The 16,583-nt window shown below is 71.6% G+C and carries 15 protein-coding genes and 1 pseudogene; 7 read left to right on the top strand and 9 right to left on the bottom strand.

Going from position 1 to position 16,583, the window contains the following annotated elements; genetic code table 11:
• Positions 1 to 189: 189 nt before the first annotated feature.
• On the bottom strand, positions 190 to 774 hold the full coding sequence (locus tag DVH02_RS11470; protein WP_114623670.1) for a response regulator: 585 nt from the start codon (positions 772 to 774) through the stop codon (positions 190 to 192).
• Positions 775 to 1,033: 259 nt separating this feature from the next.
• Between DVH02_RS11470 and DVH02_RS11465 the strand changes: the two genes are divergently transcribed.
• From DVH02_RS11465 to DVH02_RS11455, 3 genes are all read left to right on the top strand, one after another.
• A complete protein-coding gene (locus DVH02_RS11465; protein ID WP_114623669.1) occupies positions 1,034 to 3,088 on the top strand; it encodes a SpoIIE family protein phosphatase in 2,055 nt (684 codons plus the stop codon).
• 96 nt (positions 3,089 to 3,184) lie between these two features.
• Positions 3,185 to 4,417 (top strand): radical SAM family heme chaperone HemW, encoded by a 1,233-nt coding sequence (hemW, locus tag DVH02_RS11460; RefSeq protein ID WP_114623668.1) that lies wholly within the window; start codon positions 3,185 to 3,187, stop codon positions 4,415 to 4,417.
• Positions 4,418 to 4,518: 101 nt separating this feature from the next.
• On the top strand, positions 4,519 to 5,109 hold the full coding sequence (locus DVH02_RS11455) for a Uma2 family endonuclease (RefSeq protein ID WP_114623674.1): 591 nt from the start codon (positions 4,519 to 4,521) through the stop codon (positions 5,107 to 5,109).
• Here the strand turns inward: DVH02_RS11455 and DVH02_RS11450 are convergent.
• A complete protein-coding gene (locus DVH02_RS11450; protein ID WP_114623667.1) occupies positions 5,087 to 5,923 on the bottom strand; it encodes a DUF3097 domain-containing protein in 837 nt (278 codons plus the stop codon). The genes DVH02_RS11455 and DVH02_RS11450 overlap by 23 nt on opposite strands.
• Before the next feature lie 32 nt (positions 5,924 to 5,955).
• The gene (locus DVH02_RS11445) at positions 5,956 to 6,678 is read right to left on the bottom strand and encodes an MBL fold metallo-hydrolase (RefSeq protein ID WP_114623666.1); all 723 of its coding nucleotides are present in this window, start codon (positions 6,676 to 6,678) and stop codon (positions 5,956 to 5,958) included.
• 174 nt (positions 6,679 to 6,852) lie between these two features.
• Here DVH02_RS11445 and hrcA point away from each other — a divergent pair, with 174 nt between their 5' ends.
• Positions 6,853 to 7,869 (top strand): heat-inducible transcriptional repressor HrcA, encoded by a 1,017-nt coding sequence (gene hrcA / locus DVH02_RS11440; protein WP_114623665.1) that lies wholly within the window; start codon positions 6,853 to 6,855, stop codon positions 7,867 to 7,869.
• Entirely contained in the window at positions 7,870 to 9,006 is a 1,137-nt protein-coding gene (gene dnaJ, locus DVH02_RS11435; protein ID WP_114623664.1) for a molecular chaperone DnaJ, read from the top strand. It abuts the gene before it with no gap.
• Positions 9,007 to 9,161: 155 nt separating this feature from the next.
• Here dnaJ and DVH02_RS11430 read toward each other — a convergent pair.
• From DVH02_RS11430 to DVH02_RS11410, 5 genes and pseudogenes are all read right to left on the bottom strand, one after another.
• Positions 9,162 to 9,607 (bottom strand): annotated as a pseudogene (locus DVH02_RS11430) (IS5/IS1182 family transposase); the annotation flags it as partial.
• Positions 9,608 to 9,770: 163 nt separating this feature from the next.
• Complete coding sequence (locus DVH02_RS11425; RefSeq protein ID WP_114623663.1) at positions 9,771 to 10,904, bottom strand: phosphoenolpyruvate carboxykinase (ATP); 1,134 nt, start codon at positions 10,902 to 10,904, stop codon at positions 9,771 to 9,773.
• Positions 10,901 to 11,806, bottom strand: a complete 906-nt coding sequence (locus DVH02_RS11420) for a lactate/malate family dehydrogenase (protein WP_114623662.1) — start codon at positions 11,804 to 11,806, stop codon at positions 10,901 to 10,903. The genes DVH02_RS11425 and DVH02_RS11420 overlap by 4 nt, the downstream gene beginning before the upstream one ends.
• Positions 11,803 to 13,008 (bottom strand): hypothetical protein, encoded by a 1,206-nt coding sequence (locus DVH02_RS11415; protein WP_114623661.1) that lies wholly within the window; start codon positions 13,006 to 13,008, stop codon positions 11,803 to 11,805. The genes DVH02_RS11420 and DVH02_RS11415 overlap by 4 nt, the downstream gene beginning before the upstream one ends.
• Positions 13,009 to 13,312: 304 nt before the next feature.
• The gene (locus DVH02_RS11410; protein WP_233518158.1) at positions 13,313 to 13,690 is read right to left on the bottom strand and encodes an ATP-binding protein; all 378 of its coding nucleotides are present in this window, start codon (positions 13,688 to 13,690) and stop codon (positions 13,313 to 13,315) included.
• Between the two features lie 639 nt (positions 13,691 to 14,329).
• Here DVH02_RS11410 and DVH02_RS11400 point away from each other — a divergent pair.
• Together DVH02_RS11400 and DVH02_RS11395 are read left to right on the top strand one after the other, a co-directional pair.
• Entirely contained in the window at positions 14,330 to 15,445 is a 1,116-nt protein-coding gene (locus tag DVH02_RS11400; protein ID WP_114623659.1) for a helix-turn-helix domain-containing protein, read from the top strand.
• 13 nt (positions 15,446 to 15,458) lie between these two features.
• Complete coding sequence (locus tag DVH02_RS11395; RefSeq protein ID WP_114623658.1) at positions 15,459 to 16,040, top strand: HD domain-containing protein; 582 nt, start codon at positions 15,459 to 15,461, stop codon at positions 16,038 to 16,040.
• 113 nt (positions 16,041 to 16,153) lie between these two features.
• On the opposite strand, the gene DVH02_RS35095 is transcribed toward DVH02_RS11395, so the two are convergent.
• Complete coding sequence (locus DVH02_RS35095) at positions 16,154 to 16,324, bottom strand: hypothetical protein (RefSeq protein WP_158575861.1); 171 nt, start codon at positions 16,322 to 16,324, stop codon at positions 16,154 to 16,156.
• Positions 16,325 to 16,583 lie beyond the last annotated feature (259 nt).

Genomic DNA, 16,583 nt, shown 5'->3' with positions numbered 1-16,583 from the left:
GCGTGAGCGCCCGCGGCGGGCGGGGAAGCGCGGCCGTTCGCGGCGGGCGTGGGCCCCTTGCCCGCCGCGAGCCTCCCGGCGCCCCGGAGCCTCCCGGCGGCCCCTCGGCGAGCCTCCCGGCGCCCCCGGACCTCTCAGCGCCCCGGACCTCTCAGCGCCCCCGGACCTCTCTGCGCCCCCGGGGCCTCCTCAGTGCCCGCGTCCGCGCCGCAGTTCGCCCAGGGTGTCCTCTATCCGGGCCAACTGCGGTCCCAGGACGGCGAGGTCGTTCGGCGCGGCGCTGCGCAGCGCGTCCTCGATCGAGGACAGCCGCCCGGCGATGTCCCCCAGATGCTCCTGCTCGCGCGTCAGCGCGCGCTCCAACTCCCGCTTCTTGCGGTGCAGATCCAGAAAGACGGTGACCTTGGCGCGCAGCATCCAGGGGTCGAACGGTTTGGTCAGGAAATCCGCGGCGCCCGTCGCGTACCCCCGGAAGGCATAACCGCTGTCGGACTCCGGCCCGTTCAGAAAGATGATCGGGATGTCCTTGGACCCGTCGAGCCGCTTGATCCGGTAGGCCGTCTCGAACCCGTCCATGCCGGGCATCCGCACATCCAGCAACACCACCGCGAACGGCTCGCGCAGCAGCGCCCGCACCGCCTCCTCGCCCGAACGGGCCCGTACGAGCGGCTCGTCCAGCGAGGCCAGCACCGCTTCGAGCGCGACGAGATTGTCCTCCATGTCGTCGACGAGCAGGATGCTCGCGCGCTCGGCGGTGACTGTTGTCCTGCTCATTTCCGTACTCCTTGTCCGGCCCACTGTGTTTCGGCCAGGCAGGCAAGAATGCTCTGTTCGAAGCCGTTCCGCACGTCGTTCGGCCGGTTTCGATCGTGTCGTGGCGCGAACGCCGTCCTTGATCCCGCTGTTCGCCGCTTGTCAATGCTTGGGACAAATCTGACGCGACTTCCCTGACTCCCCGCATGGGAGCGCGTTCCGTCTGTCACGCTGTCGGGATCGTAAGCGGCACAACGCCAGAACCGGATCAGGAGCCGCAGTGGGGCCCATTCCGATTCCGCGCGAGACCCATCACCTTCCGGCACCCCAGGTGCCGTTACGCGGGGGCGCGCGGTCCATCTCTCACACCAGTCTGCCCGGCAATCCGCTCGCCCCGGCCGCCGCCCGCCGCTTCGCGCGCGCGGCGCTCGCCGACTGGACCAGCCTCGGGTCCCTCGCGACCTGCACCTTCTGCCACGGCGACGAGAGCTGCTCGCCCGGCCGCCACAGCACCGATCTGCTCGCGGACGACGCCGTGCTGATCGTCGACGAACTCGTCACCAACGCCGTGGTGCACGCCGGGACCACCGTCGAGGTGCTCTGCCGCCTGGAGGCGCCCACCGAGGCCGCCCCGGGGGAGGCCGAGGAACCGGCCGCGCTCGTCCTGGAGGTCTCCGACCACCATCCCGCCCGCGCCGTGCGCGGCGACACGGACGACCCGGACGACCCGGACGCCGCGGGCGACATGGACGGCGACGTACGCGAACGCATGCCGTCCGGCATCCCCGAGTACGGCAGGGGACTGCAACTCGTCGCGGCCCTCGCCGAACGCTGGGGCATCACCTACCGCTCGGGCCTCAAGACCGTCTGGGCCCGGCTGCCGCTCGAAGGCCGCGACACGGCGCCAGGACGCCCCGCCGAGCCCGCGCTGCGCCGGGGACTGCGCGCCGCCGAGATCCTCGCGCCCGCGACCCGGCGGCCGGTCCGCGACGCCCCGGAATGGGCGGGCCGCGGCGCCCTCTCCTTTCTCGCCGAGGCGTCCGAACTGCTCGCGGGCCAGCTCGACGAGGAACTCGTCGCCGCGCTCTCCACCCAGCTCCTCGTCCCCAGGCTCGCCGAGTGGTGCGCGGTCTGGCTGGACGGGGAGCACGGCCAGTCCGGCGCCCCGCCCCGGCTCGCCCGCGTCTGGCACGCCGACGAGTCCCGGATCGAGCCCCTGCGCGCCGCGCTGGAGAAGGAGCCGCCGCGGCTGCCGGACCCGCCCAGGGGCGAGCCGGTACCGGTGCCCTGGCCGGACGGCGGCCCCGAGGACCGGGCGGGCGGCGGCGCCGCCCTCGCCTGCCGGCTGATGGCGAACGGGCGCGCCCTCGGCACGCTGCTGCTCGGCCGGCCGGGCCGGAGCACCGTCCCCGACGAAGTCGCGGCGCTCGTCGAGGACTTCGCGCGCCGCGTCGCCCTCGCGATCGGCGCGGCCCGCCGCTACACCCGGCAGGTCACCATCAGCCGCGTCCTGCAGCGCGGACTGCTGCCCAGCCAGGTGGCGCGGATCCCCGGAGTCGCCAGCTCCCTGGTGTACGAGCCGAGCGACGACGGCCTCGCGGGCGGCGACTTCTACGACGTCTTCCCGTGCCCGCCGGGCGACCGCTGGTGCTTCATGCTCGGCGACGTCCAGGGCAGCGGCCCCGAGGCCGCCGTCGTCACCGGTCTCGCCCGCCCCTGGCTGCGGCTGCTCGCCCGCGAGGGCTACCGGGTCGGCGCCGTGCTCGACCGCCTCAACCGGCTGCTCCTCGACGACGCGACCGAGGCGGCGGAGTCGGCGTCCCTGATGGCCGCGGCGGGCGTGGTGAGCGTCCCGGGCGCGGGCCCCGGCGGCGGGCACCAGAGCGGCCCCGGAGGCGGCTCCGAGGGCGGCCAGGCCCGCTTCCTGTCGCTGCTGTACGGCGAGCTGATGCCCCTGCCGGGCGAGGGCGGCGGTATCCGCTGCACCCTCGCCAGCGCCGGACACCCGCTGCCGCTGCTGCTGCGGCCCGACGGCACCGTACGGGCGGCGGCCGAGCCCCAACTGCTCCTCGGGGTCGTCGACAAGGTCGCCTACGAGAGCAGCACCTTCGACCTGGAGCCGGGCGACACCCTGCTCTGTGTCACCGACGGCGTCACCGAGCGCCGCTCGGGCCGCCGGATGCTGGACGACGGTGACGGGCTCGCACGGGCCCTGGCGGAGTGCGTGGGGATGACCGCACAGGGCGTGGCGGAGCGGATACGGCGTGCGGTGCACGAGTTCGCGGAGACGCCGCCGGGGGACGACCTGGCGCTGCTGGTGCTCCAGGCGGAGTGAGCCGGGCCGGATTCCCGTACGGGCGGGCGGTGGCGGACCTCCCGTTCGGGCGGCCGGGCGGTGCCGGACACCGCGCCCGTACGGGACACTGGGGACATGCCTTCCGCACTGCCCGACGGTGACCCCATGCCCGAGACCGGCGCGCTGCCCCCGCACGCGCTGGCGGGCGCGGCGGACCGGCCGCTCGGCTTCTACCTGCACGTTCCGTACTGCGCGACCCGCTGCGGCTACTGCGACTTCAACACGTACACGGCGACCGAGCTGCGCGGTTCCGGCGGTGTCCTGGCCTCCCGCGACAACTACGCCGAGACCCTCGCCGACGAGGTCCGGCTGGCCAGGAAGGTGCTGGGCGACGACCCCCGGCCGGTCCGTACCGTCTTCGTCGGAGGCGGCACCCCGACGCTGCTCGCCGCCGGGGACCTCGTACGGATGCTGGGGACGATCCGCGACGAGTTCGGGCTCGCGGACGACGCCGAGATCACCACCGAGGCCAACCCGGAATCGGTCGATCCGGCGTATCTGGCGGCCCTGCGGGAGGGCGGCTTCAACCGGATCTCCTTCGGGATGCAGAGCGCCAAGCAGCACGTGCTGAAGGTCCTGGACCGTACGCACACCCCCGGGCGCCCCGAGGCGTGCGTGGCGGAGGCCCGCGCGGCCGGATTCGACCACGTCAACCTCGACCTGATCTACGGCACGCCGGGGGAGAGCGACGACGACTGGCGCGACACCCTCGCGGCGGCGCTCGGCGCCGCCCCCGACCACATCTCGGCGTACGCGCTGATCGTCGAGGAGGGCACTCAGCTGGCCCGGCGCATCCGGCGCGGCGAGGTCCCGATGACGGACGACGACGAGCACGCCGACCGCTATCTGATCGCGGACCGGGCGCTCGCCGAGGCGGGCTTCTCCTGGTACGAGGTGTCCAACTGGGCCACCTCCGAGGCCGCCCGCTGCCTCCACAACGAGCTGTACTGGCGCGGCGCCGACTGGTGGGGCGCGGGCCCCGGCGCCCACAGCCACATGGGCGGCGTGCGCTGGTGGAACGTGAAGCACCCCGGCGCGTACGCCCAGGCGCTCGCGGAGGGCCGCTCACCGGGCGCGGGCCGCGAGATCCTCACCGACGAGGACCGCCGTGTGGAGCGCGTCCTGCTGGAACTGCGCCTGGCGGACGGCTGCGAGCTGTCCCTGCTGAACCCCGCGGGTGCGGCGGCGGCCGACCGCGCGGTAAGGGACGGCCTCCTGGAAGCCGGTCCTTACACGCGGGGCCGTGCGGTGCTGACGCTGCGGGGGAGGCTGCTGGCGGACGCGGTCGTCAGGGACCTGGTGGACTGATCACTCGCCGGGGTGAATCCCGGCGGGATCGGGCGCGGCTGCTTACCCTGTTTTCCTAGTCTGCTGCCAACAGAAGCGGCGGAATGTGGAGGTTCACGGAGATGACCGCTGTGGATGAGCGACCGATCACCAGCAGCATCGCCACGTTCTTCGAGGACCTTGAGGTCCCCGAGGGATACAAGGCGGAACTCCTCAGGGGGGACATTGTGATGATGGCCGGGCCCGACCGGGTCCACAACGGAATCGTGGAGTCCGTGCAGGACCAGATCCCGCGTAAACGCTGGAGGCGGCTCCAGACCCAGGACATCGCCATCCCCGGCGAGACGAGCGAACCCCAGCCCGATCTCGTCGTGCTCGCCCGGGGCGCCGAGGACGGCCCCGGGCGGCTCATCCCCGCCCCCGCCGTCACCCTGCTGGTGGAAGTGGTCTCCAAGACCAGCGTGGACCGCGACTACGGAATCAAGCGCTCCATGTACGCGGCGGGCGGGGTGCCCGCCTATCTGATCATCGACCCCATGGCAGCGCTCTGCCTGCTGCTCACCGAGCCGGCCCGCAAGGGGGAGGCCGCCGACTACCGGACAACGCGGACCACCAAATTCGGCGAGACCGCCACGCTGGAGATGCTCGGTGTCGAGCTGGACACCTCTGATTTCGAGACGCTTCCCGACATCAGGCGTCACTACCGGCCGTGACGAAGTCGATCAGCTCCTCCACCCGCCCCAGCAGCGCCGGTTCCAGGTCCTTGTACGAGTGCACCCTCGACAGGATGTGCTGCCAGGCCGCGCCCGTGTTCTGAGGCCAGCCCAGCGCCCGGCACACGCCCGTCTTCCAGTCCTCGCCCCTCGGCACCCTGGGCCACGCCGCGATGCCCACCGAGGACGGCTTCACGGCCTCCCAGACGTCGATGTACGGGTGGCCCACCACCAAGGCGTCCGCGCCCGTCACCGACGCCGCGATACGGGACTCCTTCGAGCCGGGGACCAGGTGGTCGACCAGGACGCCCAGGCGCGCGTCCGGGGCCGGGGCGAACTCGGTGACGATGGCGGGGAGGTCGTCGATGCCGCCGAGGTACTCCACCACCACCCCCTCGATGCGCAGGTCGTCGCCCCAGACCTTCTCGACCAGCTCCGCGTCGTGCCGCCCCTCCACGTAGATGCGCCCCGCCCTGGCGACCCGCGCCCGCGCGCCCGGGACAGCGACCGAGCCGGAGGCCGTACGGGCGGAACCCGCGGCCCGGCCCGGTGCGGCGGCCGAGGGGCGTACCAGGGTCACCACCCGGCCCTCCAGCAGGAAGCCGCCCGGCACCAGCGGGAAAACCCGGTGTTTGGAGAAGCGGTCCTCAAGAGTGACCGTCGGGCCCTCCGCGGTCTTCTCGCAGCGGATCACCGCGCCGCAGAAGCCCGTGGACACCTCCTCGACCACCAGGTCCGGTTCCGCGGGCACCTCCGGCACGGGGGCGGACCGCTTCTTCCACGGCGGGGTCAGATCGGGGCTGTAGCTGCGCATCCGAAGACGATAGGCGCCCACGCGCGCGGAGGCTACGACACGCCGAACCGCGCGATCAGCGCGTCGCGTTGCTCCCGTACGAACACCGCGTCCACCACCGCCCCGTGCCCCGGCACGTACAGCGCGTCCGAGCCGCCCAGCGCGAGCAGCCGGTCCAGGGCCGCCGGCCAGCCCGCCGGGACCGCGTCCGGTCCTGCCTGCGGCTCGCCGGACTCCTCGACGAGATCGCCGCAGAAGACGACCCCCGGGTAGCCCGGTGCCAGCATCGCCAGATCGTGCCCGGTGTGCCCGGGGCCCGCGTTCGCCAGCAGCACCCGCCGGCCGCCCAGGTCCAGCGTCAGCTCCCCGGCCACCGCGTGCCCGGGTGGCTCCAGCAGCCGCACCGCCGCCGCCGACTCGGCCGGGTCCGCGCCCTCCCGCACGGCGTCCCCGTACAGCTCCTCACCGCCTGCGGCCAGCACCTGCGCCATGCCCGCCGGGCCGTACACCACCGCCCCCGCGAACGCGGCCGTACCCAGCACATGATCGAAGTGCGGATGGCTGAGTGCGACATGCGTCACGCGCCGCCCGCCGAGCAGCGACCTGACCTGCGCGTGGAGTTCGGCGCCCTCGCGGACCGAGGAGCCAGTGTCGAACAGCAGGACCCCGTCCTCCCCGGCCACCAGGCCCACCGTCGCGTCCCAGCGCGGCAGCCGCCGCCGCCCGACCCCCGGAGCCAGCTCTTCCCACCCGTGCTCTTCCCAATGGACGTCCATACCGGGACGCTACGGGAGTCACCCGGCGCCGGTCCGGGTGACGGGCGGGCAGCGTGGTCGGCCGCCCTTGCTAGGGGTGCGGTTCCCGGCCGTACACTGACACAGGGAGTACTGGCACTCCCTGTGAGCGAGTGCCAAGCAGATTCCGACGGACGACAGCTGGAGGTGTGCCGCATGCTCAGCGAACGCAGGCTTGAGGTGCTGCGCGCGATCGTCCAGGACTACGTCGGCACGGAGGAGCCCGTCGGCTCCAAGGCGCTCACCGAGCGGCACAAGCTCGGTGTCTCCCCCGCCACCGTCCGCAACGACATGGCGGTGCTGGAGGACGAGGGCTTCATCGCCCAGCCGCACACCAGCGCCGGGCGCATCCCGACCGACAAGGGCTACCGGCTCTTCGTCGACCGGCTGGCCGGGGTCAAGCCCCTGTCGCTGCCCGAGCGCCGCGCCATCCAGAATCTGCTGGACGGCGCTGTCGACCTCGACGACGTCGTGGCCCGTACGGTGCGGCTGCTGGCGCAGCTGACCCGGCAGGTCGCCGTCGTCCAGTACCCTTCGCTGACCCGCTCGACGGTGCGGCACGTGGAGCTGCTGGCGCTCGCGCCCGCCCGGCTGATGCTCGTCCTGATCACGGACACCGGACGGGTCGAGCAGCGTATGGTCGACTGTCCCGCGCCCTTCGGCGAGACGTCGCTCGCGGACCTGCGGGCGCGGCTCAACAGCCGGATCGTCGGACGCCGCTTCGCGGACGTCCCGCAGCTGGTGCAGGACCTGCCCGACTCGTTCGAGCAGGAGGACCGCGGGACCGTCTCCACGGTGCTCGCGATCCTGCTGGAAACCCTGGTCGAGGAGACCGAGGAGCGGCTGATGATCGGCGGTACCGCCAACATCACCCGCTTCGGACACGACTTCCCTCTGACCATCCGGCCGGTGCTGGAGGCGCTGGAGGAGCATGTGGTGCTCCTCAAGCTGCTCGGTGAGGCGGCCGACCCGGGCATGACCGTACGTATCGGGCACGAGAACGCCCATGAGGGCCTCAACTCCACGTCCGTCGTCGCGGTCGGCTACGGTTCGGGCGACGAGGCAGTCGCAAAACTCGGCGTGGTCGGACCGACCCGCATGGACTACCCCGGAACGATGGGAGCGGTACGCGCAGTGGCACGTTACGTCGGACAGATCCTGGCGGAGTCGTAAGTGGCCACGGACTACTACGCCGTACTCGGCGTGCGCCGCGACGCTTCACAGGACGAGATCAAGAAGGCATTCCGGCGGCTCGCCCGCGAGCTGCACCCGGATGTCAATCCCGATCCCAAGACGCAGGAGCGTTTCAAGGAGATCAACGCCGCCTACGAGGTGTTGTCGGACCCGCAGAAGAAGCAGGTCTACGACCTCGGCGGCGACCCCCTCTCGGCCAACGGCGGGGGAGGCGCCGGTGGTTTCGGCGCCGGTGGCTTCGGCAACTTCTCCGACATCATGGACGCGTTCTTCGGCACGGCGTCGCAGCGCGGCCCGCGCTCGCGCACCCGGCGCGGCCAGGACGCCATGATCCGGCTGGAGATCGACCTCAACGAGGCGGCCTTCGGCACGACCAAGGACATCCAGGTCGACACGGCCGTCGTGTGCACGACGTGCTCGGGCGAGGGCGCCGCGCCCGGCACCTCCGCCCAGACCTGCGACATGTGCCGGGGCCGGGGCGAGGTCTCGCAGGTCACCCGGTCCTTCCTGGGCCAGGTCATGACCTCGCGGCCCTGCCCGCAGTGCCAGGGCTTCGGCACGGTCGTGCCGACGCCGTGCCCCGAGTGTGCGGGCGACGGGCGTATCCGCTCGCGCCGTACCCTCACGGTCAAGATCCCGGCCGGTGTCGACAACGGCACGCGTATCCAGCTCGCGGGCGAGGGCGAGGTCGGTCCGGGCGGCGGCCCCGCGGGCGATCTCTACGTGGAGATCCACGAGTTGGCGCACGCGATGTTCCAGCGCCGCGGCGACGACCTGCACTGCACCGTCACCGTGCCCATGACGGCGGCGTCGCTGGGCACCAAGTGTCCACTGGAGACGCTGGACGGCGTGGAGGACATCGACGTGAGACCGGGCACCCAGTCCGGCCAGTCGATCCCGCTGCACGGGCGCGGCATCACGCACCTGCGGGGCGGCGGCCGGGGCGACCTGATCGTGCACGTCGAGGTGATGACGCCGTCGAAGCTCGACCCCGAGCAGGAGCGGCTGCTGCGCGAGCTGGCGAAGCTGCGGGGCGAGGAACGGCCCACGGGCCAGTTCCAGCCCGGTCAGCAGGGACTGTTCTCGCGCTTGAAGGACGCGTTCAACGGGCGTTAGGCGACCCGTTCGACGGGGTGGGGCGCTTGACCGCCCGAGGGGCCCGGGGGATCTTCCCCCGGGCCCCGCCGTTTCGTTCGCACCGTCGAGCGTCAGCTCGGCGGGGCGAAGTGCTGCGAAGTGGCTGGTGCGGGTGTGGGCCCGTGGTGTGCCGGTGAGGTGGGCGCCGATGTGGTGGCCACGTTCGTGATCAGGTTCGGACCGCCGGTGCCGCAGCCCTCGGTGAGAGGGACCTTTCTCGGTGGGATGGACCTTGTATCCGTCCCACATGGTGTCCCGCTTGACGCTGCCGCGCCCCTCGATGTCATAGGGGGTGACCAGGCGCTTCGCGCCCGGCGGCCGGTCTTTTGGGTCCCGTCTGGCCACCTCGCCCGCCACCGGGGTGGACGTACTGGACCCAGACCTGCCGCAGGATCTCGACCTCATCGAGCGCGCGAAGCCGGTGCGGTGCACCGGGAGCGAAGACCGCTTCCAGCAGCCGCGTCCCGTCCGTCCCGATCCGCAGGCCCACCTCGTCCCGCCTGGCGCGGGCCTTCGGGAACCGGGAGTCCTCGGCCCGGGTCGCGCAGCGCCGGAACCAGTCCGGCTCGGCGACTCGGCTGCGTCGACATCCACACCCACCCCATACGACAACGTCGGCTCCCAAGACCACCACCAGGTCTTGGGAGCCGACGTCGCGCACGAGCCCGAATAAACCAGCAGCGTCGGGATCCGCCGGGCCTTCGGCCTACCGCCAGGGCCACCCCAGGAACCTTGCCCGGGGGTCAGAGCGTGTCGGCGACTTTGGTCAGCACGGCGGCGCTCGCCGGGACGTCGTGGCTGAGCCGGACCGCGCGGTGGGGCAGCTCGGCGAGCCGCGCCGCCACCTCGGCCCGCGCGCTCTCCCGGCCGCCGCCGTCCACGCCCTGCGCCTGACCGAAGACGTCGGGGTACCGGTCCTCCGTCTTCCCGGACATGAAGTCCGCCTCGCCCAGCGTCCGGGTGCCGTCGCTGACGTCCGGCGCCGCGTCGGCGTCGACCTGGGGGAAGAGGAGGCCGGCCGCCCGGCCGCCGGTGGCCAGCGGCACCCCGAACAGGGCCTCGAACTGGTCCGGGAACACCTGGACCTTCCGCTCCCGCCTCGCGTTCTCCCACAGCGGTGTGTGGTCGCCGGCGAGCAGCGCCTCGGTCACCGAGTCGTGCTGCGTCGGGTGGAAGCTGCCGCCGGACCGCAGGTGCTCGCGCGCCTGCTCGTCCCAGCCGAGCGAGTGGAGCAGGCCGAGGCCGAGCGCGGCGGCGGACGGCCAGGGCACGACCTCGACGCCCCGCTCGCCGGTCGGCCGGACCAGCACCCGGTCGTTGGCGAGGAGCTGCCAGCCGTGCGAGGCGAGCAGCAGCGCCGTGGTCGTCTTCCCCGCCCCCTTGTCCCCGAAGGTCAGCAGGGTCGCACCGTCTTCCGGCCGGACGACCGCGGAGGAGTGCAGCACCGCCCACCCGTCGCGGAGGAGCCGGCCCCGGATCGCCTCCCGCGCGAGACGCGCGGCGGCCAGGGCGAGGGGCTGAGCGTCGGCACCGGCGAGGACGAGGCGGCCCGAGGACGGCGTGCTGCGGTAGGCGATCCCTTCCTCCGGCGACGTGGCGATGATGTCCTCGCCGTCCTGCGCCAGCAGCAGCGGGTGCTTGGCGTAGTCCACCTCTTCGGTAGACCGGCCGTCGTGGACCAGAAGGGTGATCTCCTCGTAGTCCTCCGGCTTGACGTCCGCGATCACCACGGCCCCGGTGCACACGGCGGCGGCGTCCACCGTCGTGGCGTTCCACCAAGGGCCGAAGTAGCGCAGGGTCCAGTCGGTGACTTCCGGCCGGTTGCTGAGCACGGTGACGGCCGCCTGGGCGGCCTCAAGGCGAGTTGCTGTGATCACGTAGCGATCCTCTCGGGGAGAGCTGGGAGTTGGGCGTATGCGTCGCGGAGACTGCTGGCCGCAGAGTCCAGACGCAGGCGTTCGGAACGGGTGAGGGGAGGCACGGACGGTACGGCCTTGCCTCCGGTGAAGCGCAACGGAATTCCGAGGTAGACGTCCCCGTACGGGACGGACAGCTCCTCGATGCCGTCGGCCAGGCCGAGGGTCTTGCGGAGCGTGGAGAGCACCGCGCCGGCGGGACCGCAGCGGGTACGGCCGATGCCACCCCGGATCAGCGCCGGGCGCCGCTGGAGGTCGGCCACGACGGTGCGCACCGGGACCGCGATCGGGCGGCTGCCGACGGTGGTCGTCGACGCGCACACGACGGCGCGGTCACCGTGCTCGCCGATGACGTGGCCGCGCACCAGCTCCGGGGAGACCTGGGCGTAGCGGGCGAGCAGGAGCCGGTAGCGGGCCGAGTCGAGGTTCGATCCGATCCCGTAGACCCGGGAGCAGCCCGAGACCTCGCCGAACCGGCGGGCCATCAGGTCGACCGGGTTCGTCACGACGAGGACGGTTCCGCGGTACCCGCGCAGCTCCCGCGCCAGCGCGTCGAGGGCTGGCGCGTTGGCCGTCGCCCCGCCGCGCCGGATGTCCCGCTGGGCCGTGTTCGTGAAGCCGGTCCGCAGGGCGATCACGAGCGCATCGCAGCCGTGCAGGTCGGCGACCTCACCGGCCTCGACCTGGGACCGCGACCGGGCGGTGTGCGCGAGGTCCTGGAGGTCGGCGGTCAGGCCGTGAACCTGGTCCGGCTGGCGGGAAACGACGAGGAGCCGACCGGGCAGCGCGGCGGCGACAAGGCTGGCGGCGAGGGTCTGCCCGACGGCGCCCGACCCGACGATCCCTACGACCGGGCCGCTCATCGAGCGCTTCCAGCGGTGTGCTCGACCTCGGAGAAGACCGCGTCCAGAAGCCGGGGCCCGGCCATCGACCCGATGAGGAGTGCGCTCACCCGGTCGACGATGCCCGCCACCGTGCGGGCCTGCGCAACGAGCGCCTGCTGATGGGGAGCCAGGGGAAGGCCCACGGGCGCGCTGAGGCAGGTACTCAGAATGCTCACGGTGTCCATGAGCCACAGGACCATGACCTCGCGGAGCCGTCTCGTACGCTCGTGCTCGGGTAACGCGGCAGCGTGCCGGGCAAGGACGGACGCGGCCCCCCGCACGATCTGCTGTCCGGCCCGCGGGTCCGGGTGCCCGAGTGCCAGCAGCAGCGTCCGGCCGGTCAGCTTGGCGAGGTCCGGCCGGGGACCGGCCGCCCACCGCACGGCGGGGTCGATGTAGGTGAGGTGCGGGCCGTCGATGTACACGTGCTTGGGCTTGAGGTCCCCGAACACCGCGGTGTCCTGACGGGACGAGATCGCACCGGACATCCGCAGCAGCCGCCCCACCGTGTTCTGGACGAGCCCCACGATCTCTTGGCGCTCGCGCTCCGGGAGTCCGAGGTCCCGGCCGAGCGCCCGCAAATAGCTGCGGGAGCTGAGGCCGTTGAACTTCCGGCGGAAGACGTCGGTCACCGATCGCTCGCCGATCGGCGCCGCTCCGCGCAGGCACACGGCACCCGCAGGGCCGTGTAGCTCGTCGAGGGGAACAAGGGCCGCGTCCAGGAGAGCGCTCGTCTCCCACGGGCGGACCATCAGTTCGTCCGCCAGAGACGTCCCGGCTACGGTCCGACTGAAGAGGACTCCGCCGTACAGGCCGGCTGTCTCACACACCCGTGGGCGCCCGAGTGTGCGTAGAAACACCAGGTTCTGACTCTCGCGTGCCGTCAGCAGCTCGGTGCTCTGGACATAGGCGCGCTGCGCTTCCTGAACCTCTTCCCAGGTCCCTCCGGCGCCCCGGAGGAGGGACACCAAGGAGATACCCAGCCAGCTGTACTTGGCGATCAGCTCCTCGCCGTCCACCGTGACCCGGCAGACGTACGAGGTGACGCTCGGGCACTGGTGGCCGACGACGACCTGCTTGTCCGACCAGAGATCTTCAGCCGCACGGACGATCGCCCGCTGGCTCGCAGCCTGCAACAGCGCTGCGCTTACTGCCGTGTTCTCGCTCGTAGTGAGTGTCACCGGCCGACTCCTTGTGGGATCGCTTGGCTTCGGTGTGCAGGGCGTGCAGTCAGCGCCCGTTATGGGCGACGATCAGATCTTCGATTCGATGGATACATGGCAAGCAGCAAGAGAAGGGGGCATCGCCGTACTCCAAGCTCTTGGCGGGTCCAAGCCACAGGACCGGCACGCCCGACGCCCCGCATCGCCAGCACAGGCCGGTGGTCCACTCACGGTCCACCACGACTGTCCGTTCTTGATGCCGATGCACAGGGCACCGAGAAGCATGGCCAGGACCGCCACGTAGAGAATCTGGCGGGTGCGCTCACTCACCAGGCTCATCCTCCGGAGCGCCCACGTCCGCCCATACGCGCTTCCCCCACGGCAGCGAGTCGACACCCCACCGCCCGCCGCTCAGCGCGTCCACGATCTCCAGCCCCCGCCCGGACTCCTCGGTCGAGTCAGCCGTCCGGGGCTGCGGGCGCTCGTGCGACAGGTCCACCACCGCGACCCGGACCCGCTCGTCGCTCAGCCGCGTCACGGTCGCCCGGACCGAGTCCCGCCGCGCGTGGACCACTGAGTTCGTCATCAGCTCGCTGATGACCACCTCAGCGGCATCCCGCATCTCCTCCATGCCCCAGACGATCAGGGCCAGGCGGAGCAGGCGCCGCGCGGCGCACACAGACTCTGCGGTCCTCGACACCGTGTGGGTGTACGCAGGCAGCACGCCCGTACCGGTTTCAACCATGACGAGAGAACCAATCCGTACGTGCCGTCGTCCTGCCGCCCGTACGAGGGCCGGCGCCTGGGAAACGGCTGGGGAAAAGGACAGGGCTTTATGCACCTGGATGCCCCTTCACGTGGGCAAGGGCGTCCCGGCCGAGTGCGGCGAAGGCCACCACGCGCGCCGGAGGGCACAGCAGAGCCGGACCGTTGAGCGGCGATACCCACAGGGGCCGCCGCTCTCGATGGGCGAGGTGACGTCAGGCGCCGGGACCGGGAGGAGGGCCTTCTGCACGACACCGGGCAGCAGCCAGGCCGCCCCGCTCTCCTCCCACTCCGTCATGGCCTGCGGATGTGACGGCGCTGACCGCAACAGCCAGTCCCCCGCCCTGGCGGTGACGGTCGACTCGCGCGCGCTTGCGGTCATCGGGCGGCCTTTCCTGTACGGGCCTTCGGCGGGTGCCCCATCGGGTAGCGACGCTCCAGAACAGACCCCATGCCTTGCGGCCTCCCAGCTAGCCTCGTTACGTGACACCACGACCGTAGGTATTCGGTCACGCACCCAGAAGTGACTGCGAGTACAGGTGGTTTGCCGAGAACCGCCGGGATCGGACCCTGTATGAGGCCACGTCCCGCCCAAACCCTGACCACAGGTAAGGGAACCCGCTCACGCCCACGCGCCGGCCTGCTCAGCGGCTACGTCCTCCGGGTAATCCGCCAGCAGAGCGGACACACCCAGGACGAAGCCGCCGAACTCCTCAGCACGTCCCCGGACACGATCGCCGGATGGGAGACAGGACGGCGTCCCCTGACCTCCATCTCTGTCGGACAAATGCTCGCGCTACGCCACCGGCTCATGCATCTGCGCACCCCGTCAGCCCTTCTCCAGGCGCTGGAACGCGCCCTGGAGGCGGACGTCCTTCTCGCCGACGTCCTGGACGAGGACAGACCCACCGCTGGCAGCCCCCTCGGCGCGATGGTGATGCAACGCGATCTCGCTGAAGTACTGGTCTGGCCCCTCAACGGAGTGGCGCCGGCCTCCGTACGCGCGCTCCCGGACCCTCCCCGTCCGCGACGAGGGCCCGCTCCGATCGGCCCCGAACTGACCGCATCCGAACGGCAGGCATTCTTCACCCGCATGCGGACCACGGCCGAGGAGGCACGCGCCCCGCACCAGTTCCTCCTCCGCCGCCAAGCTCTGTACCTGTCCGGGTACGGCGGGGCCTCCGATACAGCGGAATGGCTGAGGCAACAGCAGCGCGCGGAACGCCCGGACAACTGGCTCACTGACTGGCTAACCCGTCGGTCCGTCGCTGCTGTCGCGGCCAGACAGGGCGACCGGGACCGAATGGCCCATTTCATCAACAGTGCTCTCCGGGACAGCAATGACGGCGAGACGGCGAACCTCGCCTACTGGGCGTATTGGATCGGGGAGACCTCCGTCCCGCAGCTCTCGGACCACTTCATCGCGGACGGCTCCCTCGGCGTCTGGGCCGGCGACCGGCTCCTTGCTCACCTCGTAGAAGGCATGGCACCCCACCACGGATACGTGGACCTGAACATCCACAGTGTGTGGTCGCTCCTCCAGTTCCGCCCCAACCTCCTGCGCTCCGGAGCAGCAGCCCGCGCCCTACGCGAACGGCTCCCCCTCATGTTGGATAGCCGTGAGCTCTCAGCGCACGCGCGACGGGAGCTGGAGAACATCCGGTACGCGATCCGCCTCGCCGAGGCGTGAGAGGAGCCCGACAGTGCCCGAGGACCTGAGCGCCGTGGCCCAATTCCTGTACGAGGCAGGGACGCTGAAGTCCACCAGGCGCAGCGGATGGTGGATGGCCGGCGTCAAGGACCCCGAGTCCGTCGCCGATCATTCCTGGCGTACTGCCCTCATCGCGTCCATCATCGCGAAGTTGGAGGGAGCAGACCCAGCCCAGGCCGCGATCCTCGCCGTCTGGCACGACTCGCAGGAAACCCGCAGCGGAGATGTCAACCACCTCGGGAAGAAGTACACCAAGGGCGAGGCCGATCCTCGCGACATCACCGCCGATCAGGTGGCCGGCATGCCCAAGGTGCTAGCGGACACAGTCCGGGATCTGATCGCGGAGTACGAAGCGAAGGAATCACCAGAGGCGACCTGCGCGCGCGACGCGGACAAGTTGGAATGCATGATCCAGGGCATCGAGTACCGGGACCAGGGCTACGCCAACGCACAGCGCTGGATCGACAACAGCCGCGGCCGCATCACCACCACGTCCGGCCAAGCGCTCGCAGACGCAGTGCTGGAGACCGGCTCGCTCGACTGGCTGCGCTCAGCCCTCGGAGAGACTCCCTGACCCACGGGGCCCTACGGACCACAATCCGAGGGCCCGTCGACCTGCCCCGCTGAAATGAGCGGACGCCCGTCCCCGGAGTCGCGGGGGCAGGCGTCTCGTCAACGGCGCGTCGCTTACACCGACGGCGGTTCCTGATCGCTCGTTTCCGGGTTCGGGCACAAACGGACCAGCCGTTCGTTCGCGCGGAGGACCCGCCACACGCCGGTACCGACACCGGCGAGAACGGTCAGCGCGCCGCCCCGGACCAGCACCACGTCGAGCCCCGGAACGCCGGTCGCCGCCACCGTCAGCCTCTGTCGATGCCGTCGTCAAGCGGCGTGTGCTTCGCCTGCCACCCGGCGGCGAACGTGAGCGGCGTCGGCACGATCGCGAGGACAAACGGGCTGAGTCCGTCCGGCATCGACTCCAGCAGCCGACGGCTGGTTTGTGGACGGGGCCACGATACGGACCCCAGGCGATCAACAACAGCACCCGGCGTACCGAGCCCGCCCCACTGGCTGGACGCCCGCCCCCGGAGCCGGGGAGACGGGTGCCCCGTCGATC

This window comes from Streptomyces corynorhini, from assembly GCF_003346515.1.
In the GTDB taxonomy this organism is placed as follows: domain Bacteria; phylum Actinomycetota; class Actinomycetes; order Streptomycetales; family Streptomycetaceae; genus Streptomyces; species Streptomyces corynorhini.
This window is presented reverse-complemented; position numbering and strand designations above follow the sequence as displayed.